The sequence below is a fragment of the Chryseobacterium subflavum genome (genome assembly GCF_055762745.1).
On record NZ_JBVTMR010000001.1, the window covers coordinates 1667956 to 1689603 of the forward strand.

Here is a 21648-nt window from a genome sequence, read left to right on the forward strand (position 1 = left end):
CACCTAGTGATTAATCGTCATGAAAATTATTAAAATGATAAGTACAATATAACAAAAAGGCTAATTAATTAACAATATGCTTCTATCATTTTTTAGACCTTTTTAATAAAAAAGACGCTTATAAGCGTCTTTTTTATTTATGTCGTCTACAATGTATCACGATCTTTCAGCATTTTGACCTTCAGGAACCTAATCAGTATAAGGCCAACCCCAAAAAATAAAGTCATTGAAAGGGCAGCAATACGCATATTATTAAAATGCTCAATCAATGTTGCGAAAATAAATGTTCCGATAATAATGGCTATTTTTTCCAATACATCATAAAAACTAAAATAGGTTGTATTTTCCATTGAATCTTCAGGTAACAGTTTTGAATATGTTGATCTGGACATGGCCTGAAGCCCGCCCATCACTAAACCTACAACTGCTGCAACTCCATAAAATTGATATTCAACATTTGGATTTTCTTTATTTAAGAAATAGGCCCATAGACAGGCTACAATCCATAACACAATAGCGATAGAAATTACATTTTTATTTCCTATTCTCTTTGATAATCTGGAGAAAATTATAGCTCCTATAATTGCCTCGATCTGGATTACCAGAAGAGTCCCTATAAGCTTATCCTGTGCGAGATTAATTTCACTTTTACCAAATAGCGTAGCCATGAGGAAAATGGTTTGCATTCCCACACTATAAAAAAAGAAACTCGAAAGGAAAAATTTCAGATTTTTATCTTTAAAAAGCTCATTTCCTACCTTAAAAAGTTCATGAAAGCTTTCTTTGGCAATATCTTTATAAAAGCTCATATTATCTTTAAGTACCTCAAAAAAACCTCCTTGTTCTGCGTGCTTTTTGAATATATTCTTATAATTTAATAAAACCAGATCCTTTGGCAGGTTATCTTTTACATTTCCAAATTGTGGCAAATGTTTAAAAGTATACTGGGAAAAACCAAACCACCATGCTCCCGTTAATAAGAAACTTATTCTTGTAAATAAAAGTTGTTGGGCAGCACCTTTAGCGAAAACCTGAATCAGAACTAAACAAATAACAACTAAAACTACAGAACCAATATAACCGTAGACATAACCTTTTGCTGAAAGAGCATCCTGCTTATCCGGAGTTGCGATATCGGGTAAAAATGAGTTATAGAATACCAGACTTCCCCAAAATCCTACACTTGCTGTAATACTGAAAAGTAATCCTAAAAATACATTATGCATTCCTGTAAACATAGCCAATCCCATACATGAAGTAGCTCCAAGATAACAGAAGAATTGCAAAAATGATTTTTTATTTCCGATCGTATCTGCCAAAGAAGATAAAAATGGAGATAATAATACTACGATAAAGAACGATATGGTAAGTGAATATCCATACACTGCATCAGGTTGATATTCTTTTCCAAAAATCTTTATTAAATGCCTTACAGGAACATCAATCCATTGTTTTGTCTCAGTTACATACTCCTTTTTTTCATATGCGGTAGTAAGAATAGAATAATAAATAGGAAAGATGGTAGAGGTAATAACCAAAGAGTAAACAGAATTGGCCCAGTCGTACACTGCCCAAGCCTTCATTATCTTTGGATTATTCTTAATATTTTTTGGTCGTTGATTCTCTGTTTCGGACATTTCAAATATATTAGATGCACAAAAATAGAAAAACCGCTGAATATTCAGCAGTTTTTTTTATTAATTAGAATATCCTGATATATTATCAATTCTTTAAATACTATTGATATGTAGAGGTCTTGAATTATAATTACAGGTTTTAAAACAAAAATTGGAGCCTTTAAAGCTCCAATTCAAATATTTAAAAAGAATTTGAATACTAGATATTTTCAATAACAATAGCTGAAGCACCTCCACCACCATTACAGATAGCAGCAGCCCCATATTTAGCATTGTTTTGTTTTAAAACATTAATCAGAGTAACAATAATCCTTGAACCAGAGCTTCCCAGTGGATGTCCTAAAGCGACAGCCCCTCCATTTACATTTACTTTGGCGGAATCTAATCCTAAGATCTTATTATTAGCCAAACCAACGACTGAAAATGCTTCATTAAATTCAAAGAAATCGATATCTGTAAGTTCTAACCCCGCTTTTTTAAGCGCAATAGGTAAAGCTTTAGCAGGTGCTGTTGTAAAGTTTTCAGGCTCCTGAGCTGCATCAGCGTAAGAAACGATCTTCGCTAAAGGCTTAAGTCCTAATTCTTCCATTTTTTCTTTAGACACAAGAATCAAAGCTGAAGCACCGTCATTTAAAGTTGAGGCATTAGCTGCAGTTACAGTTCCTGCTTCTTTTTTAAATACTGTTGGAAGTGTTGGCAATCTGTCAAAATTAACAGCTTTATACTCTTCATCTTCAGCAAAAATTACAGGTTCTCCTTTTCTTTGAGGAATCTCAACAGATACAACCTCATCGTTGAATTTACCTTCACTCCATGCTTTAGCTGATCTTTTATAAGATTCGATAGCAAACTGGTCTTGCTCCTCTCTTGAGATAGAATAATCTGTTGCGCATTTTTCTGCGCAAACACCCATGTGAACTTTATTGTAAACATCTGTCAGACCGTCTAAAACCATTCCATCCTGCATTTTAACATCGCCTAACTTGGTTGCTATTCTTGCGTTATAATAATGAGGTACTGAAGACATATTTTCCATTCCTCCGGCAACGATTATATCTACATCACCTGCTTTAATAGCTTGTGCCGCCATTGTTACGGCTTTCATTCCTGAAGCACAAACTTTATTTACTGTTGTGGACGGAGTTTCGATAGAAAGTCCTGCTCCTAATGCCACCTGACGGGCAGGTGCCTGCCCTTCTCCTGCCTGTAATACGTTCCCCATGTAAATTTCCTGAACCAATTTCGGATCAAGACCAATTTTGTCTAATGCTCCTTTTACGGCAACAGTTCCCAGCTTTGTAGCAGGAACAGTTGATAAACTTCCCATAAAACTCCCCATTGGTGTTCTTACTGCGGAAACGATGAATACTTCTTTCATGTGTATGATTTATTTTTTTTATTGATATATGTAACCTTACGGCTTCATTTTATTTGATAGTAATTAGTTCATTTCTTCGACTTTACTAATTATAAATTCTGTCGTTTTATTATTATATTCTGAAGTAATTTTAATAAAATTACGATCAGTTTCTAAAACCCTGTTTACCATCACTTCTCCCAGCTTCATAGGGTAGCTTTCTTCAGATTTGGCTATCAGCGTAACTTTATAATTACAATCATCTACGAAATCTAATCGTGATTTTATATAGTCTTTACCTTTGTTATAATATTCTGTTTGAATATTGTCTTGTACAGTCATTACCCATTCGTCAATAGGCATATCCACACGTAAGAATTTTCCTGTTTTGATATTCTGACATTTTGCAGGTTGATCTGAAGTCAGAAAAATATTTTGCTGGGCTCTTACCTGTGATAAACTTAAGATAAAAAGCAAAATGAATAAAATGTTGAGATGTTTCATATTTTTGTTGTGTTTTTTTTAATTAATAATAAAAATGCTCCTAAAAACTCTATAATCCATCCCCATTTTAGCTTAACCACACCCGCAAATGTCTCTCTCCATGATGCAAAAGGAAGAAAACTGAAATAATTCAAAGATTGCATTTTAATGGCAACCAGCGTAAATATAAACAAAAGGATAAGTAAAAAGCCTAGAATTTGCCCCATCTTAAAACGATTATTGACCACTCCAAAAAGAGCACAAACACCCAAAATCCAGCAAATTATTGCCAGTGAGTGATCCAGCTTCCAGTAATTCCAGTTTCCAATAACAGGAACATGAACCAGCGGTAAAAAGCTTCCTGCGATTACTAATAATGATCCTATTAACTGAATATTTTTCATAATTCTTAAAATGCCAAAATACAAAAAAAAACACACTTATAAAAGCGTGTTCAATATCATGATATCCTATTAAAAATCAAAACATTAAATTGAAAATTTCTAAACCTATTTGTATTCCGTTTTTGTTTTTCATCAGGGCATCATCATTAAAAATAGGAGTAAGATCTTTTTTAACATACAAACTAATCCCTCGATAGCCTATACTGAGTTTTGTTCCAAAAAGGAAAGGATTCATCCCATCTTCTATCCTCTGTTTAAAAATATTCCTTTTTGACTCTTCATTGGAATATCTGTATTTTATTTTACTTCCGATTTTTACGCCTCCATATACACCGAGACCTACTCTAAACTGTGGCTGACTGTTATCCAGAAATTTTTCACCACCATAATTTACGTACTTAGGATTTAATACAAACTGCACTTCAAGAGGAATTTCAATATATTCTGCCTTTAATTGTGAAGATTTCAGATTACCCATCGTAAAAGGTCTTTGAAAGAGTTTTCCATCAGCTTGTGCAAAAACCATTGGTTTCTTCACATTATAGATATCCGATCTCAACCCACCTCCAAAATTCAGCAATACGGGGCTGGCATTACTTCCTGCCTGCACTTCAAATCTAAACTGATAAGAAAGAGACCCTGACTTTCCTGAACGGAGTTCTTCAGAATCGTTAGAAAAATTAAACGGAGCAGACTTATCTGTAAGATTTAAAAAGCCTCCACCAATAAGAACCCCTGCATGATTTAAAAGACGTTTCATATCTGTTTTTTTCTCATCAATACTTTTACCCAGAACAGATTTTCTTACTTTCTCTTTTGTTATATCCTCAAAGCTTTCTTTTTCAGCATCAACCTTTTCATTAATACTATTTTCATACTTCACCGCAATTTCACCATTCATTTTTTTCTTATCATCAGCAGAAATCTTTCCATCCTTAAAGTCTTTATCAACAGCATCAAGCTCTCCATTCATTTTTGTCTTTTCTGAAGTAATAATGCTGTCGATTTTTGCAGTATAATTATTAATTTTTTCTTTCAAAGTTTCCCGGGAACGGGAATCGTAATAATTCCCTGATTTTTCCTGTGAAAAAGCCATTACAGAAGCAGTCATCATGATGGCAGAAATTAGAGCTTTATTTTTCATTTTTCTTATTTTTATTAATTATTCCAGCTGTCCAGCTGCATTTGAGTTGGATGATATATTGTGATTATAAGTCGAAATTGTTTTAATCTGTTTTGGTATGGACAGTGACTCCTAATGTTACAGCCGCTTTTGAAAGGTGCGGTTTTAGTTTATCCAATTCAATTCTTATGTACGGTCCTTTTTCCAGGTTTCCTTGTATTTTATCATATTCTCTTCCAACAAGTAAGTCTGAAGCCTCTATATATTTTGCAGTTTTTTTCTCAGTTTTTTGATTAACCGTACCTAATTTATTTTCAGATATCTTTTCTTCCTCGGGAATTACAAGATCAACAGGCTTTATTTGAACGCCAGATGCTATAGGATGAAGATCGTGATCTGCTTCATAATTTGACACTTTAATATCCTTTGTAATAGCCCTATTATGATCACGATTGGATGTGATACTATCTACTCTTTCCTTCTCTTTACCATTTGTTGCAATACTACGATCAACAATATCCGAAGATATAGCAGAATGATCCAGATGCTCATTCCGGAATGCTAACTCTGGTTTATTATCTAAAGTCTCAGTTTTCTCGTTTGACTTGTCATGGGCAATTATATGTGCAGTTTTTGTCCTGTCTATATTAAAATAAACAAGAATTCCTGAAGATAATAAGAACAGAATAATTGCTGCATATTTCCACCACTTATAAGGCGATGAAACAGGTAGATTTTCAACTGAAATATCTGCTTCATCCAAACCTGCTTCTATTTTGTTCCAAAGATCATGAGATGGCTTTATCTCCATTTCTTCATATCCGGATTTTAATTTATTCAGCATTTTGTTTTTCATTTTCTTTAGTTTTAAAAAATTCAACCAGCCACCTTTTAGCTTTGTTTAACTGACTCTTACTTGTCCCTTCGGAGATATTAAGGATCTCAGCTATTTCCTGGTGCTTTTTCTCTTCAAAAACATATAAATTAAAAATAATCCTATACCCTGGTGGCATTTTAGAAAATATTTCTTCAAGATTAATTTCTTCCAATCCTTCTTCAAAATCGTCATCAGAAAAATCATCGGCGATTTCTACATCTGCATATAAAATGTTTTTTGTTTTCCTTATAAAATTTATTGAGTCATTGATTATGATCTTTCTCAGCCAAAATGGAAAACTCTTATAATCTCTGCATTCATTCAATTTAGTAAAGCACTTTAGGAATGCATTTAATAGAATATCTTCAGCATCATGGATATTATTGGTATAAGAATTCGCAACAGCCAACATTTTACTTGAAAAAGCATCATAAAGAGCTTTTTGAGCCCTCCGATCCTGTTTTTTAGCAAGTGTAAAGTTTTCTTCTAAATTCTTCATGTTTTAGTTTCTATCTTAAAGACGTGGAAAAATACAAAAGGTTGCCTGAAAAAATAAAAAAATGCACTTTATTTCTAAAGTGCATTGTATTGTATTGTATTGTATTGTATTGTATTGTATTGTATTGATAATAAGCTTAATATTTTTTTTTAATGATTGATATGGGCTACTTCTTTAGGATCGTGTTTGTGTTTAAATAAAAGAGCAAAAAGAATAGCCAAAACTAATGCATACGCAGCAAAAGATAACCAGATATTCTGCCAGTCTTTTACCATCACAATAGAGGACAAAGTTCCATCGGAATTAACAGCTGCATTAAAAGAATTTTTCAGAATTTCTAAAAATGTCCGATTATCGGGAGTTGTTTCCAGATAAGCAGATAAATCACTTACATTAGTAAATTCACGTGTAAAGAATTTATCAATCGCCCAACCTGCCATATAACTTCCAAAAACAGCTCCAAAACCATTCGTCATCATCATAAATAAACCCTGTGCAGAAGAACGGATCTTTTTATCGGTTGTGGTCTCTACGAAAAGGGAACCTGAAATATTGAAGAAATCGAATGCCATTCCATAAACAATGCAGGAAAGAATAATCAGTGCAAGCCCATATCCTTCAGGAATTCCATATGCGAAAAAGCCAAACCTTAAAACCCAGGCAAGCATTGACATCAACATTACTTTCTTTATACCGAATTTCTTTAAAAAGAAAGGAATTGCAAGGATAAACAGTGTTTCCGAAACCTGTGAAATCGACATAATAATTGTTGATCTCTGCACCACAAAAGAATCTGCATATTTAGGAAAATGAGCAAATTCACTCAAAAATACATCACCATACGCATTGGTAAGCTGTAAGGCAGCCCCTAAAAGCATGGAAAATAAAAAGAATAATGCTGTTTTATAATTAGCAAAAAGTTTAAAGGCATTCAGTCCTAATTGCTCTGATAACGGAGCATTTTTATCAATCAGTTTTTGAGGTGGGCATTTAGGTAAAGTTAATGCATAAATTCCTAATAAAATTGCAACAACGCCTCCGATATAAAATTGTCCTTCGGTTGCTTTGTTTCCTGTAAGATTTGTTATCCACATGGCTACAATAAATCCTATTGTCCCCCAAACCCGTATAGGTGGAAAGTCTTTTACAACATCCAGATTACTATTTTTCAGTATTGTATATGAAATAGAGTTGGCAAGAGCAATAGTAGGCATGTAGAAACACATAGCAGCCAGCATGACATAAAAGAATGAATTAGGGTCGCCTGTATGTGGCAAGATAAATAAGACAATTCCGTAAAGAATCTGTAAAACCGAAAAAATCCGCTCTGCATTTACCCAACGGTCTGCTATAATTCCGGTTATGGTAGGCATAAAGATAGAAGCTATCCCCATTGTTCCGAAAACAGCTCCAAACTGAGTTCCATCCCAATGTTTTGTACCGAACCAAAAATTAGCCATCGTAATCAGCCATGCACCCCAAACAAAAAACTGCAGAAAGCTGAGGATGGTAAGTCGTAATTTTAAATTCATAGTTTAATTGTAAGTATCTCTTTAGTCAATTTTCTTTTTCCTCCTTTTGATTTCTTCCTGAATCTCCAAAGCGGTGTCAAAGTCTTCTTCCTTTACAGCATCTTCCAATAATTTCTGTAATTCCTCCATAGAGAGAGATCTTAAATTATCTTCTGTCTGAACTGTTTCAGAAAATGACTGTTCCTCCTTGGAAACATCTTCCAATTCCAAAAGAATTCCTGCTTCATTTAAGACTTGTTGAGTGGTAAAAATAGGCGCGTCAAAGCGTACTGCCATAGCAACAGCGTCAGAAGTTCTGGCATCTAAAATCAGTTCTTCTTCCGTTATTTTATTTTTGAAGTTTATGTTGGAAAAGAAAACTCCATCTACAATTTGATAAATAATCACGGACACCAATTCATAATTTGCCGAAACTATAAATTTTGTAAATAAATCATGGGTAAGAGGACGTGGTGGATGAATATCTTTCTCCAGACCAAGAGAAATGGATTGTGCCTCGAAATTTCCTATAACAACAGGTAACTTTATGTGTGTTTCTTCATGTTCCAATAACAAAGCGTACGCCCCTGATTGGGTCTGGCTGTACGATATTCCTCGAATAATTAGCTGTTTATAATCCATAGCTACAAAGATAAAGTAATTTTTGAATGTAAGTTTTACTTTTTGGACAAAAATAAAAGCTCGGAAAAACCCGAACTTTCATTTTTTATATAGTATAAAACTAAATTTTATCCTTTGATTGCTTTAATTTTTTCAGTTAATGCCGGAATAATCTGGAATGCATCACCAACTACCCCATAATCTGCTGATTTGAAGAAAGGAGCTTCCGGATCACTGTTGATCACAACAATTGTTTTAGAAGAGTTTACTCCTGCTAAATGCTGGATAGCACCGGAAATACCTACTGCAATATAAAGGTTAGGAGAAATTGCTTTACCTGTTTGCCCTACGTGCTCAGTATGAGGTCTCCAACCAATATCGGAAACAGGCTTGGAACAAGCTGTAGCCGCGCCCAAAACATTGGCAAGGTCTTCAATCATTCCCCAGTTTTCAGGACCTTTTAAACCTCTTCCCGCTGAAACTACAATTTCAGCTTCTTTAAGATCCAACTTCCCTGAGCTTTGTTCATGAGAAACCACCTTAGTATCTTCATTAGCCACTGATAAGTTTTTCACCTCTTCAGAACCTGACACCGGATTCTCTTTAATTCCGAAAGCATTTTGAGAAACAGTAATAATTACTCCTGTACCCTCAGCTTTAGCATGCATAAATCCTTTTCCTGAGAAAGCTCTTCTCTTCACCTGGAACGGAGAAATACTTTCAGGAGCTGCCAATACATTGGTAATTAAAGAAAAATTCTTCATTACAGCCAACATCGGAGCTACGGAAGAAGCATCGGTAGTATGAGGAAAAACAATTATGTTTCCATTCGCCACCTCACTCACTGCCTGAGCAAATGCTTTTGCTGAAAAGTTTTTAAGACCTTCGTCTTTAATATTGATGACATTAGATGCTCCATATTTATATAATAAATCTGAAGAATCTGTAGGGTTTACAGAAATTGCTGTAACGGTATCTCCCGCCTGATCAGCAATAGCTTTAGCATACGAAACTGCTTCAAAAGCTGCTTTTTTGTAAACTCCGTTTATATTTTCTGCGTATACGAATACTGCCATTTTTTTTGAATTAAAAGATTAAAAAATTTAATAATTAAAAGATTTAGATCACTTTAGCTTCTTCGTGAAGTAATCTTACCAGCTCATCCAGATTGTCCGGAGAAACCATTTTCACAGCAGCTCTTGGAGGAACACTATCATAAGAAACTCCCTGAACTTTCACTTCAGAAGAAGTAGGCTCAACAACCTGCAAAGGTTTTGTTCTTGCAGACATAATCCCTCTCATATTAGGAATAATTAGATCTTTTTCGTCCACCAAACCTTTCTGTCCGGCAATCACAGCAGGAAGTTTTACAGAAATCGTTTCTTTACCTCCTTCAATCTCTCTTACTGCAGTAGCTTCGCTTCCATTAACATCCAAACCAACAGATGCATTCACAAACGGCTGATTTAGCAACTGTGCTACCATTCCGGGAACAGAACCTCCATTATAATCAATAGACTCTTTTCCACAAAGGATAAGATCGTAACCTCCATTTTGAGCAACAGCAGCAATTTCTTTAGCTGTTGAATAACTATCTTTTGGATCAAGATTTACTCTAACTGCATCATTTGCACCAATTGCCAATGCCTTTCTGATAACCGGTTCCGTTGCAGCATCTCCTACATTAATAACCGTCACTGTAGCTCCTTGGGACTCCTGAAGTTTAACTGCCTTTGTCAACGCAAATTCATCTAATGGATTGATTACCCACTGAATTCCGTTTTTGTCGAAAGCAGACTTATCTGCTGTAAAGTTAATTTTGGAAGTAGTATCCGGAACACTACTAATACAAACTAATATTTTCATGTGTACTATTTTATTTTTCTCTTTATTGCATAAAAGCCTGGTGTTGTTATGCAGAGATTTTGTTTGATTAATTTCTGTAAATATAAATAAAAAATATATTATGCATGCATAATACTTATGATTTTATTATTCAATACATTAAATGTATTTATTTTGCCGGTTTAGTCGCCCTGAACTCTATCTTACTAGGTAAAACCCTTGGATTCATTTTTAAAATATCCAACACCAGATTTCCCATATCTTCAGGCTGAATTTTCCATGCATCTTTTTCTGAAACAACATTCCCGTTGAAATTCGTCGCTACAGATCCCGGCATAATGACTGTTGTTTTAATATTATATTTTCTTAGATCTATCATTGCGGCCTGTGTAAAGCCAACAACCCCAAATTTTGAGGCGTTATAACCAGTTCCGTTTTCAAAAAAATTAGCTCCTGCCAGACTTGAAATTGTAATATAATATCCTTCCGTCTTCTTTAACTCCTCAACTGAAGCTTTTAACGTATAAAAAGGGCCGGTTAAGTTCGTTTCTATCATAGTATTCCATTCTTCCACAGTAAGTTCATCTACGGGCTTAAATATCCCTAATCCTGCATTTGCAATTACAAAATCTACTTTTCCAAACTTCTGTACAGTGTATTTTATAGCTTCCTCTTCACTTTCAAGACTTCTCACATCTGAAACAATCCCTAAAACCTGTCCGGAATATGGCTGCAATTCTTTTTCTGCTTTCATTACATCTTCTCTTTTACGTCCTGAAAAGGCAACTGATACTCCGTTTTCCAATAAAATTCTGGCAATTCCAAAACCAATACCTTTGGTCCCACCTGTTATATAGGCTACTTTATTTTTAATCATACTTTTTACTTTAATTTCCCTAAAATAAATAAAACGCTTCAATTGAAGCGCTTTATATGAAATAAGATTTATCAGTAATCTATTTTTTAATGAATTTTTTAGAAAATGTATCTCCTTTGGTTTCAATATTGAGGATATATGTGCCCGGAAGAAGATTCGTTACGTCTACTTTATCACGATCAAGTTTAACACCAATACTTCTTCCAGCTGTATCAAATACTTCAACTTTAGTAATCTGTGACTTTGATTGTACTGTAATAAAATCTGTTGCAGGATTAGGATAAACTGAAATACTATCTTCTTCTACAATTGCGTCTTTTGCCCCTAGCACTGCATTATTTGTAGCGGTTAATGTATAATTGTCAAAAGAAGTGATATGAGCTACCGTATTTCCCGGACCAACTATTGAAGTGAAATCCATTTCATAAGGATCTACACCTGCAGCAGCTGGTAAATATGTTGCAGGTGGAGTACGAACCACACCTCCCGGGCCAGTCCATGTAACCGCTCCCGTAATTTTATTGTATGTGCATTTTAATGTTATCCATGTATTGGCAGGATAAGTATAGGTATTGGGTTCCAAATAAAATAGAATATTCCCGGTTACCCCTGTTGTAGTATTTGTATAATATGCTATTCCTACAACTCTTTGTGTGGCGTATTCATATCCGGCTCCAAGCAATGTTTTATGCGTTGTTTGGTCATAAACCATCACAGTTCCTCTAGCTACACCCCCTGTGATGCTTCCTGTATATAGGTTAAATTCCAATGACAGGATATCATTTCCTGAGGTTCTTGCAGCCCATGCGGCTGGTAATCCATCCTTCCACATATACTTTTGATCTGTTGCATTCGCACTTCCGGTTAGCTGTAAAGATTTGCCATGAGAAGCATCAATATTTACAATTTGTGCGTCTGTATTAGCTCCCCCAGCAAAATCTGTACGAAAGCCACCTTGTCCTGTGGCTGGAACACCCGGGGAACCTGGGGTAACACTTACCCCCACATTTCCTATGACATAGGAATTAAAATTATCACTTTGTAAAGATTGAGCATTGAATGTTTGAAACAAACCAAACAAAAACGCGCTAATTGATAAAACTTTTTTCATAACATACTTTTTTTAGTTAAACATATTATTATAACATTAATTTTTAGTACAAACTTCATTACCAAAGAATGTACTTCTATTGATAAGACAACTAAAATCTAAAAAGGTTGCTTATGAAAAAAATAAACATTTAATATCAATCGCTTAATAAAACAAAGATTCTATATACTCTCAGTAACTCATTGATTGATTTTTTTTATCATTCCTTATCCTAAGCCTAACCAATTTTATGTTACAAAACTATTTTGATACTTAAAGATTACCAATACTTGGAAAAGGGTAATTATTTCTACCTAGTTTTAGGTATTTTTAAGATTAATCAATGAAATATTTTGGCAATAAAAAAAACGCTCCGGATTGGAGCGTTTTTTATACTAAAGTTTATTAGCTTTATTCTTTAATGATTTTTTGAACATATACTTTTCCATCACTTGCCTTAACCTTTAAGATATAAGTTCCTTTGGTAAAGCTTGATACGTTTACTTCATTAACATTTTTATTATTAGAAATTGAAGTAATCACTCTTCCATTCATGTCATAAATATCAATTCCTTCAGATTTTAAACTGTTACCAAATCTGAATTTCAAAACATCTTTAACCGGATTTGGGAAGATTTGTAAATCTTTTGAATTAATTACCTCTGTAACACCTAGAGTATTCTGTCCTGTAATAGTCATTACCCATCTTGCAGAAGCAAAACCTGCTAAAGCTCCGGTTCCTGTTGCAATAGGTGTGTCAATACCACAAGTTTCTGAAGATAAATAAGACGGTCCTGTCTGAGCTCCAGGATGAGTTCCTAAATAGAAGGACTGAGGTGGAGTTGCTGTAGATCCATCATGATATATTTCCACAACAAATGTTCCTCCTGCCGGAACCACTTGTGATAGTGTTGCTCCCGTACTAACCATCTGCCCAACATTAGCCGGAGCTACGTTTACATTAGCCGTCCCTAAAAGTGTCGGGGTTCCTGTTGGAAACGTACCTGCCAAAGTATAAAGGTTTACCTCTACAGGGAAAGTAGTATTGGCTGTTTGTACTCCAAATGCAATATTGGTAATATTATAGTTGTAATTAATACCATAGTCTGATAGTTTAAATACTCTATAATAAGAATTATCGGCAGTATAGCCGTTAGCCTGACTTCCACACGCCACAGAACCTGTAGTTGCTACAGTATTAGGAACTGCATTTTGTGTAATAACTTGAGAGTAAGCAGCACTTGCGATTAACGCAACTGCTAAAGATGTAAAAATTTTCTTCATGATATAATTTTTAAATTTAAAATGTAAATATATTTTATTTTTTTGATTTAAAAAAATTTTAACAAATAAATCAAATAATCAAGAATAACAAGCTATACAAGCAATTAACAAAACAAAACAATCCACTTAGCAGTGAAAAATATTCATTTTACAAAATAATTTAATTATTAATAAAATAAACCATAAATAACATTTTAATGTAAAAATACCTGAGTCAAAATAAAAAAGATAGGATACCTAGTGGGGTATCCTATCTTTTATTTGTTTACTACAATATGTGCAAGCACCTAACTTCTCATACTGTTCTGTTATTTTGAATAATTTTCAAAAAAGAGCGGAATACTTTCGATTCCTTTATAGAAATTAAACAATCCATAGTGTTCATTAGGCGAGTGAATGGCATCAGAATCCAATCCAAAGCCCATCAATACAGACTTTGCTCCTAATACTTTCTCAAACATTGAGGTAATAGGAATACTTCCTCCTCCTCTGTAAGGTAATACCTCTTTTCCAAATGCCGTTTCCATTGCTTGCTTAGCAGCTGCAAATTCCTTAGTGTCAGTCGGTAAAACATAAGGCATCCCTCCATGATGCGGAGTTACTTTTACCCTTACTGTATCCGGAGCAATTTTTTCGAAATATCTGGTAAATTTTTCAGTGATTTCTTCCGGAGTCTGATAAGGTACCAAACGCATAGAAATTTTTGCAAAAGCCTTTGAAGGAATAACTGTTTTTGCTCCCTCTCCGGTATAGCCACCCCAAATTCCATTACAATCCAATGTTGGGCGGATTGATGTTCTTTCTAAAGTCGTGTATCCTTTTTCTCCTTCTATGTTACCTAATCCGATAGCTCTTTTAAACTCCTCAGGATTATCTTTCAATTTATTCATTTCAGCTCTTTCCTGATCTGAAACAATATCTACATTATCATAAAACCCGTCAATTGTAATATGTCCATCTTCATCGATTAACTTTGCAATCATTCTTGAAAGAACGTGGATTGGATTGGGAACTGCACCTCCATACAATCCGGAGTGCAAATCCCTGTTTGACCCCTCTACTTCTACCTCTACATAACTTAAACCTCTTAAACCTGTTGTAACAGTTGGCTGCTCATTGCTGTAAATATGAGTATCAGAAATCAGAATGCAATCACAAGACAGTTTTTCTTTATTTTCATTAACAAAATCACCAAGACTTACGGATCCTACTTCTTCTTCTCCTTCTAAAATAAACTTAACATTACAAGGAAGAGTATTGGTTTTCATCATCGCTTCAAATGCCTTTAGATGCATAAAAAACTGTCCTTTATCATCCGCAGAACCTCTGGCAAAAATAGCCCCATCCGGGTGAAGCTCTGTCTTTTCTATATAAGGTTCAAAAGGAGGTTTCTTCCATAATTCTAAAGGATCAGCAGGCTGAACATCATAATGACCATATACCAGAACAGTGGGAAGATTTTTATCTAAGATCTTTTCTCCAAAAACAATTGGGTAACCAGCTGTTTGGCATACTTCCACATTATCGGCTCCCGCATTTTTTAGATGTGTTGCACATACTTCTGCACATTTCAATACGTCATCTTTATACGCAGGATCTGCAGAAATAGAAGGAATTCTCAATAACTCAAATAATTCATCCACGAAACGCTGTTTGTTTTCGTTGATGTAATTTAATGTCTCTTGCATTGTAAAAATTTGTTTTGTTAAAATTAAAGAAAATGGTCAGCAGCAGCAAGCAAAAACAAAGAATTTTCCTTTAGCCAATTATTTATTTAGAATCGGCCAAATACTACACACCAAAAACAAAAAATGTCCTGCAACCTGGCAAGACATTTTTATATTTTCTAATAATAATTAGTGTTCAGCTTTAGCTTTTTCAGCTTCTACGGGTTTTGCTGCAGCAGTACTGTCTGTTTTTGGAGCTTCTGTTCCATGTTTTTCAGCAACAGCAGCTTCTTTATGTTCAGCTGTAGCATCATGACCATGAGTTTCTCCACCTTTTTGCACATCATCTGAATATCTTTCTGCTCCCTCTTCTAGCTTTAAAGTATTCTTATTTCCTCCAGCTTGTATTTTTTTACAGCTTACTGCTACACTTGCAATGGCTAAACATATAATTAATTTTTTCATATGTAAGATTTATTTTTTTTAAAAGGTCATATGGAATCGCTCTATTTTAGTCTATTCTAAATTATCCCAACAGCCGCGATTTCATGCTTAAATTTTAGATTGCCCAAAATTAAGAAATCCTGCTCCTTTTGACAACATTTTTACACTGATTTTAAAATAATTTTACCTTTTTTGGATTGTGTAAAAATAAGATATCTTTCTCCACCATCCTTCAGGTTGTATTTCTTTTTGATTTCATCTGGTTTCAAAGGATAGTTCTTTGAAATGATATTAAATTGCTCCTTCTTTTTAATCTGCTTATTTCCAATAACTTCCATTTCCATAACTCTTCCCGGAAAGCCTTCAATTTTCTCTGTTGAAGTGTAGATATGAGTGTTGGGATGAAGTTTTTTTAAGGAAAATCGTTCAGATATAAGATTAAACGCACCTGCTTTTAAAATGGAGTTATTTGGCAAATATATAAAACGCTCTGGTTCGGAATATTCTGAATGAACAAATTCTTCATTACCCAATTGAAATACAAAGTCCGACTCTCCACTATCTAAGTTGATACAATGGCACATGACTTTTTCAGGCTCATCATGTGTTAGAAATACGACAACCTCTTTTACCTCATTTTTTAATGCGATAATATCAATTCTTGAAATATTCTTTAATACAGAGAGAAGATATTTTAAATCAATCAGTGGCGATAGTTTTACTACTACCTTATTTGAAATGGATAGTAAATGATCCTGGATTTCAAGAATATTGGGTGAGAGATCTTCTAAAAGAAAAACTTTATTTTTACTACTATCTCTTCTGGCCGGATCCAAATACGTAACATCAAAAACTTCTTTATTCTGCTCAAGAAAATTTTCAAGCTTTAGATTAATAAATTTGGCTTTTTTACTTAAAACCGACCAGTTATGTTCAACTATTTTTAAAAGCTCAGTATTTTGTTCTACTAAGACTATATCATCAAAATTTTGTGAGAGATAGTAGGCATCAATTCCAAAACCACTGGTAAGGTCAATGAATTTTTTCCCACTTATCAAAGTTGATTTATAAATCGCTGTTTTTTCAGAAGACGATTGTTCCATATTGAGCTGAGGAGGAAATATAATTTCATCACGTAATAAAAAAGGAAATTTCTTTAAAGCAACTTGTCTTCCCTTTATTTGATGAACGATTTCCTGCATGCTGACTTCATCAAATGGCGATTTTTTCAATAATAATGAATGTAAATCTGTAGTCAGATTTGCATTTATAAAATTTTGAACCTCTTTTTTTAATATTTCAACCACAGATTTCCCTGATCTACAAAGGTGTTTATGTTTAATTTCTTAATATTCTAAATTTCCATTTATTTTTCTAAATATCCTTTTAGCAATGCAATCAGTATTGAAACCAACTAAAATTTAGAGTTTTAAGCCTGTTAATTTCAAGTAGATCGATAGAGAAGAACACTACAGCTCTAAATAATATAAAATTACCTTTTATAAAAGATATAGTCTGTTAATAATGGCTCAATACCGTTTTGTTTTAATAGAGAATTAATCTGCCCTCTGTGATAAGTAGAATGATTGATCGCATGGAAAAGCATTTCAAAGACACTATTTTCAAATTTTGTCCCCTTTGAGTTCTGATATCCTATTCGGTTATCAAGATTAAAATTCTGAACAATCTGAATACTTGTTAAAAAATTCTGGTGATTGATCTCTTCCAGATCTTCAAGTGGATTGACCTGCCAGACTTCGAAAGTTTCTTCTCCCAATATCCTTGCATTCCAGATTTGTTGAGCATTAATCGTATGATTGATTAATGCAATAGTTCTTTCATCTATTTTCGGCGTATAATCTTTAACCAGCTTAATTATTTTCTGATTATAATGATGTGTATATTCAAATAAATCAACTAGCTTATCGATCATAATTCAAACATTTCCGCCCAACGTACAGGCTTTATCTCTTTTTCAGAATACAATTCATCAATTGATCTTTTAGCTTCCAATTTTGGATAAAGATTCACTCCTATTAATTTGATCTTTCCTTCTTCCACCCACTTCTGCTCTTCAATAGCGTGCTGATAGATTTTTTTCTGAATAACTCCCTGTCTGATTAATTCCAGATAGCCACCCCCGTCTTCTATTTCCAAAAACAGACCCCAGGATTTTTCTGCAATTTGTCGTGTGAGATCTTCAACATAATAACTCCCATTGGCAGCATCTTCAAAAACATTAATGATACTTTCGTAAGCCAACACGATCTGTTGCTTGAAAGAAATTTCCTCTGAATTATCCGTACTTCTGCTTACAAGATAATTATTGCTATAAACCGCATCAGCACCACCAATCATTGCTGCGGCAAGCTCCAATGTGGAACGGATAAGATTATTTTCACTATCCGAAACTGCTTTATTTCTTAATGAAGTTTCAACAAAAATATAAGGGATTTCGTTAAGGTTATATTCTTTTGAAAGCTGGTTAAAGATGAGTTTAAATGCTCTTATCTTTGCCATTTCAAAAAAATAATTTCCTCCTACGGCAATTTTAAAAATCAATTTATCTAAGATTTCAGCTCCAAAAACTTCAATAAGTTCTTTCGTTTTTGCTAATGCTATTCCAAGTTGCTGATAAATTGCAGCTCCTGCATTTTGATGAAGAGAAATATCTATACAAATATTTCTTCTGAAATCTTTAGCTAATAGCTCCCTGGCCAACTGATCATTAATTATTCCATCTTGTTCATTAAATACATCAATCAGCGAAAAGTATTGATCTTCATCCTTTGGGCTGATATGCTCTGCAAGATCTTTATTATTAACGAAAATGGTTTTTCCTTCTAAATTTTCAACATTCTGATTTAAAAGAAATGCAAAAACATCATCTTCCAGACTTTCATGGTACTGGGCAACCAAATGAGTGCTTTCTTCAACTTTGGGAAGATTGACCAAAAGCTGTGGTACAGAATTATAGAAAGGTTTTACTACAATTCCTTCTAGATTTTCTTTTTTCAGAATTGTGTAGATATCTTCTGTTTTAAGTTGCTTTTTTACTAAATTTTCCCAATCAGGAAGGGTATTAATATTTGACATTTAGTGGAAAGTTATAGGATTAAGAGCTTTTATTTTATGAATTTTATTTCTTCGATATTTTAGTGCTATCCACAACAAGAATGAAGATTTCCTCATCAGGTTTTTTCATAAAATAATTTTCTCTTGCGTATTTTTCTTTTTCAGATTTATTATTCATGAGCTTTTTATAAAAAGTATCATTTTTTTCATATTCCGTTTTATAATACTGCAATTGTTCCTGGTATTTACTGATCTCACCATTGAGCTCATTAATTACCAGAAATGATGTTTTATCAAAGAAAATCATCCACACTAAAAACAAACAGATAGTAATAAAATACCTGTTTACAATGTATTTCTGAAGCAGTTTAACGACTTCGGATTTCGGTTGGATGTCTTTAATTAATTTATTTGCCATTTTAGTGTTTTCTCAACGAGTTTTTTATCACAGTAGTTAAAAAATCAATCGCTACAGAATTTTGCTTCATATTAGGGATGATAAGATCAGCCTCATTTTTTGAAGGTTCAATAAATTCCTGATGCATTGGCTTTAAAGTAGTTTGATAGCGATGTAAAACTTCACTTAAATCTCTACCTCTTTCCTGGGTATCTCTTCTAATTCTTCTGATCAGCCTCTCATCAGAATCTGCATGAACAAAAACTTTCAAATCAAATTCTTTCAGCAGCTCTTTATTAGTAAGAACTAAAATACCTTCCACAACCAATACATTTTTAGGTTCTACAGTCACGTGGTCTCCGGTTCTGGAATGCGTAACAAAACTATAAATGGGCTGTTCAATGGGCTCATTATTTTTTAAAGCTTTGACGTGTTTTAACATCAGTTCAAAATCTATAGACTTCGGGTGATCATAATTCAAAGCTTCCCTTTCAGCCAATGTAAGATTATGGTTATCATGATAATAATTATCCTGTGACAAGATGTTCATTCCTTCGATATCAAGCTGTTGGAGTATTTTATCCACAACTGTAGTTTTGCCGGATCCAGTTCCTCCTGCAATTCCTATTACAAGCATTCTTTTTGAGTTTCTATATAGTTGGTACAAATATACTATTTTACTTGAATGCAAGTAAAGTAATCCATCTTTAAATTATATGGAAAGCACATACAAATAAAAACACCGGCAATGATACCGGTGTTTTTGTTATACTATTTCGCTTGTCAGCTCTCTTGAAATCAATTTCTCATGCATAGGCTTCAGTACATCCATAGAGCCTGTTTTTACAGTGCATTTGCCCTTATAATGAATCAGGATCGTACATTGCTCAGCCTGCTCAAATGTATGCTTACAAATTTCCACAAGGCAGTCGATCACATAATCAAAAGTATGTACATCATCATTATGTACAATCAGCTTATACACATCATCCGTTTCTTCCAACACGAGAACTTCTTCCTCGTACTGGCGTTTTGGATTTTCGTAATCCTTTATACTGTTATAAAAAATCATTTTAGAATTATTTAAACTTCCCCTAATTTATCCGCCAAATCATTGATAACATTTGGACCTTCATACACCAATTCTACCAGCTCAACGCTTTTATTATTCATTTTTAGAATTTTAAAATGGTAGTTTTCAATATCAAACTCCTGATTTTCCACAGGAATATCTTCTAATGCGTGGAGAATAAATCCTGCTAATGTATTATATTCGCTTTCTTCAGAAGGAGCCAATTTTTTAGGCAGGAATTCATTAATTTCTTCGAGAGGTTGTGTAGCCTGAACCCAATAGATGTTGTCTCCAATCTTATCAACAATTTTATCTTCGTCATCTTCCTCATCCTGAATTTCTCCCACCAGCTCCTCGAGGATATCTTCAAGTGTTATAATACCTTCGGTACCACCGAATTCATCAATAACAATTGCCAGGTGTTGCTTTTTCTGCTGGAAGATCTTAAGGAGATCGGAAATCTTTTTACTCCCCACTACAAAGAAAGCATCACGCATAAGGGTTTTCAGATCTTCATGATTCAGCTCACCTTTTCTTTTAACAAATTCTCTGATAATCTCCTTTGTATAGAGAATACCGATCACGTTATCAATAGAGTTTATATATACGGGAATTCTGGAATAACCACTATCCATAATTTTATTGATAATATCGTTGATATCTTCCTCAAAATCTATTGATGTAATATTCTGTCGGGGAACCATGATTTGCTTTGCAGAGTGATCTGTAAAATCAAACGCATTCTTAATAATCTCATAGTTTTCCTCTTCTATTTCTCCGCTATCAGCACTTTGTTTTACCAAAAGCTGAAGTTCTTCTGTAGAATGGATTTCCTGCTCAGATGCGGGATGGATTTTCATTAATCTTAAAACCCCGTTCGACATGGAATTCATCAACCAGATAAAAGGTTTGAAAATCGTATAGAAGATCCTCAAAGGAACAGCAGTTGCCATCGTGGTAGCTTCTGATTTTCTGATTGCAATGGATTTGGGAATCAATTCTCCAAACACTATATGCATAATCGTAATAAGAACAAAACTGATGATTAACGATATAGAAGTAACTGAAGCAGCACTTAATTGAAAATTGATAGATATAAAGATATTCTCTACAATATGGTGTAATGCGCTTTCTCCTACCCAACCCAGGGCAAGTGAAGCTAATGTAATTCCTAATTGTGTTGCAGAAAGATATTCATCAAGATGTTTTATGATGTGCTCTGCCTGTTTAGCCATTGAGTCCCCCTCTGCGGCCTTAATTTGAATTTGCGAATAACGAACTTTAACAATTGAAAATTCAGCGGCTACGAAAAAGCCATTAAGTAATACAAGAAACAAGGCTAGCAAAAGCCTGACTATGTCCGAGTCCATTTAGAAAATTATATA

General features: G+C 34.0%; 23 protein-coding genes. All 23 read right to left on the bottom strand.

Annotated elements, in window-relative coordinates:
* Positions 1-146: 146 nt before the first annotated feature.
* Positions 147-1637, bottom strand: coding sequence for an MFS transporter (locus AC0INN_RS07300; protein WP_273648184.1), 1491 nt, complete (start codon positions 1635-1637; stop codon positions 147-149).
* A gap of 199 nt (positions 1638-1836) precedes the next feature.
* Positions 1837-3015 (bottom strand): acetyl-CoA C-acyltransferase, encoded by a 1179-nt coding sequence (locus AC0INN_RS07305; protein WP_273648185.1) that lies wholly within the window; start codon positions 3013-3015, stop codon positions 1837-1839.
* Between the two features lie 63 nt (positions 3016-3078).
* Complete coding sequence (locus AC0INN_RS07310) at positions 3079-3498, bottom strand: hypothetical protein (RefSeq protein ID WP_306612517.1); 420 nt, start codon at positions 3496-3498, stop codon at positions 3079-3081.
* Positions 3495-3881, bottom strand: a complete 387-nt coding sequence (locus tag AC0INN_RS07315) for a hypothetical protein (RefSeq protein ID WP_172278454.1) — start codon at positions 3879-3881, stop codon at positions 3495-3497. The genes AC0INN_RS07310 and AC0INN_RS07315 overlap by 4 nt, the downstream gene beginning before the upstream one ends.
* Positions 3882-3957: 76 nt before the next feature.
* Positions 3958-5025, bottom strand: coding sequence for a hypothetical protein (locus tag AC0INN_RS07320; RefSeq protein ID WP_306612520.1), 1068 nt, complete (start codon positions 5023-5025; stop codon positions 3958-3960).
* An 82-nt stretch (positions 5026-5107) separates the two neighbouring features.
* Positions 5108-5860 (bottom strand): hypothetical protein, encoded by a 753-nt coding sequence (locus AC0INN_RS07325; RefSeq protein WP_273648189.1) that lies wholly within the window; start codon positions 5858-5860, stop codon positions 5108-5110.
* Positions 5838-6380: an RNA polymerase sigma factor gene (locus AC0INN_RS07330; RefSeq protein WP_172278460.1), complete on the bottom strand. Its 543-nt coding sequence runs from the start codon at positions 6378-6380 to the stop codon at positions 5838-5840. Before AC0INN_RS07330 ends, AC0INN_RS07325 begins: the two co-directional genes overlap by 23 nt.
* 149 nt (positions 6381-6529) lie before the next feature.
* A complete protein-coding gene (locus AC0INN_RS07335; RefSeq protein ID WP_273648190.1) occupies positions 6530-7912 on the bottom strand; it encodes a nucleoside permease in 1383 nt (460 codons plus the stop codon).
* Positions 7913-7933: 21 nt separating this feature from the next.
* Complete coding sequence (locus tag AC0INN_RS07340; RefSeq protein WP_172278464.1) at positions 7934-8533, bottom strand: bifunctional nuclease family protein; 600 nt, start codon at positions 8531-8533, stop codon at positions 7934-7936.
* Between the two features lie 107 nt (positions 8534-8640).
* Positions 8641-9588, bottom strand: coding sequence for an electron transfer flavoprotein subunit alpha/FixB family protein (locus tag AC0INN_RS07345; protein WP_172278466.1), 948 nt, complete (start codon positions 9586-9588; stop codon positions 8641-8643).
* A gap of 43 nt (positions 9589-9631) precedes the next feature.
* Positions 9632-10378 (bottom strand): electron transfer flavoprotein subunit beta/FixA family protein, encoded by a 747-nt coding sequence (locus AC0INN_RS07350; RefSeq protein ID WP_065394252.1) that lies wholly within the window; start codon positions 10376-10378, stop codon positions 9632-9634.
* A 148-nt stretch (positions 10379-10526) separates the two neighbouring features.
* On the bottom strand, positions 10527-11234 hold the full coding sequence (locus AC0INN_RS07355; protein ID WP_273648191.1) for an SDR family oxidoreductase: 708 nt from the start codon (positions 11232-11234) through the stop codon (positions 10527-10529).
* 79 nt (positions 11235-11313) lie between these two features.
* Complete coding sequence (locus tag AC0INN_RS07360) at positions 11314-12345, bottom strand: T9SS type A sorting domain-containing protein (RefSeq protein ID WP_273648192.1); 1032 nt, start codon at positions 12343-12345, stop codon at positions 11314-11316.
* A gap of 390 nt (positions 12346-12735) precedes the next feature.
* Positions 12736-13608 (bottom strand): T9SS type A sorting domain-containing protein, encoded by an 873-nt coding sequence (locus AC0INN_RS07365; protein WP_273648193.1) that lies wholly within the window; start codon positions 13606-13608, stop codon positions 12736-12738.
* A 308-nt stretch (positions 13609-13916) separates the two neighbouring features.
* The gene (locus AC0INN_RS07370; RefSeq protein ID WP_273648194.1) at positions 13917-15296 is read right to left on the bottom strand and encodes a dipeptidase; all 1380 of its coding nucleotides are present in this window, start codon (positions 15294-15296) and stop codon (positions 13917-13919) included.
* A 168-nt stretch (positions 15297-15464) separates the two neighbouring features.
* Positions 15465-15740: a hypothetical protein gene (locus AC0INN_RS07375; protein ID WP_172278476.1), complete on the bottom strand. Its 276-nt coding sequence runs from the start codon at positions 15738-15740 to the stop codon at positions 15465-15467.
* A 140-nt stretch (positions 15741-15880) separates the two neighbouring features.
* Entirely contained in the window at positions 15881-16951 is a 1071-nt protein-coding gene (locus AC0INN_RS07380; RefSeq protein ID WP_273648195.1) for a THUMP-like domain-containing protein, read from the bottom strand.
* Between the two features lie 260 nt (positions 16952-17211).
* Entirely contained in the window at positions 17212-17652 is a 441-nt protein-coding gene (locus tag AC0INN_RS07385; RefSeq protein ID WP_273648196.1) for a DinB family protein, read from the bottom strand.
* A complete protein-coding gene (locus AC0INN_RS07390) occupies positions 17649-18815 on the bottom strand; it encodes a methylmalonyl-CoA mutase family protein (protein WP_273648197.1) in 1167 nt (388 codons plus the stop codon). Before AC0INN_RS07390 ends, AC0INN_RS07385 begins: the two co-directional genes overlap by 4 nt.
* 43 nt (positions 18816-18858) lie before the next feature.
* On the bottom strand, positions 18859-19212 hold the full coding sequence (locus AC0INN_RS07395) for an FtsB family cell division protein (protein ID WP_172278484.1): 354 nt from the start codon (positions 19210-19212) through the stop codon (positions 18859-18861).
* 1 nt (position 19213) lies between these two features.
* Entirely contained in the window at positions 19214-19828 is a 615-nt protein-coding gene (udk, locus tag AC0INN_RS07400) for a uridine kinase (protein ID WP_273648198.1), read from the bottom strand.
* 129 nt (positions 19829-19957) lie between these two features.
* On the bottom strand, positions 19958-20263 hold the full coding sequence (locus AC0INN_RS07405; protein WP_172278488.1) for an ATP-dependent Clp protease adaptor ClpS: 306 nt from the start codon (positions 20261-20263) through the stop codon (positions 19958-19960).
* 11 nt (positions 20264-20274) lie between these two features.
* Positions 20275-21633 (bottom strand): hemolysin family protein, encoded by a 1359-nt coding sequence (locus AC0INN_RS07410; protein WP_172278490.1) that lies wholly within the window; start codon positions 21631-21633, stop codon positions 20275-20277.
* Between the last annotated feature and the right edge of the window lie 15 nt (positions 21634-21648).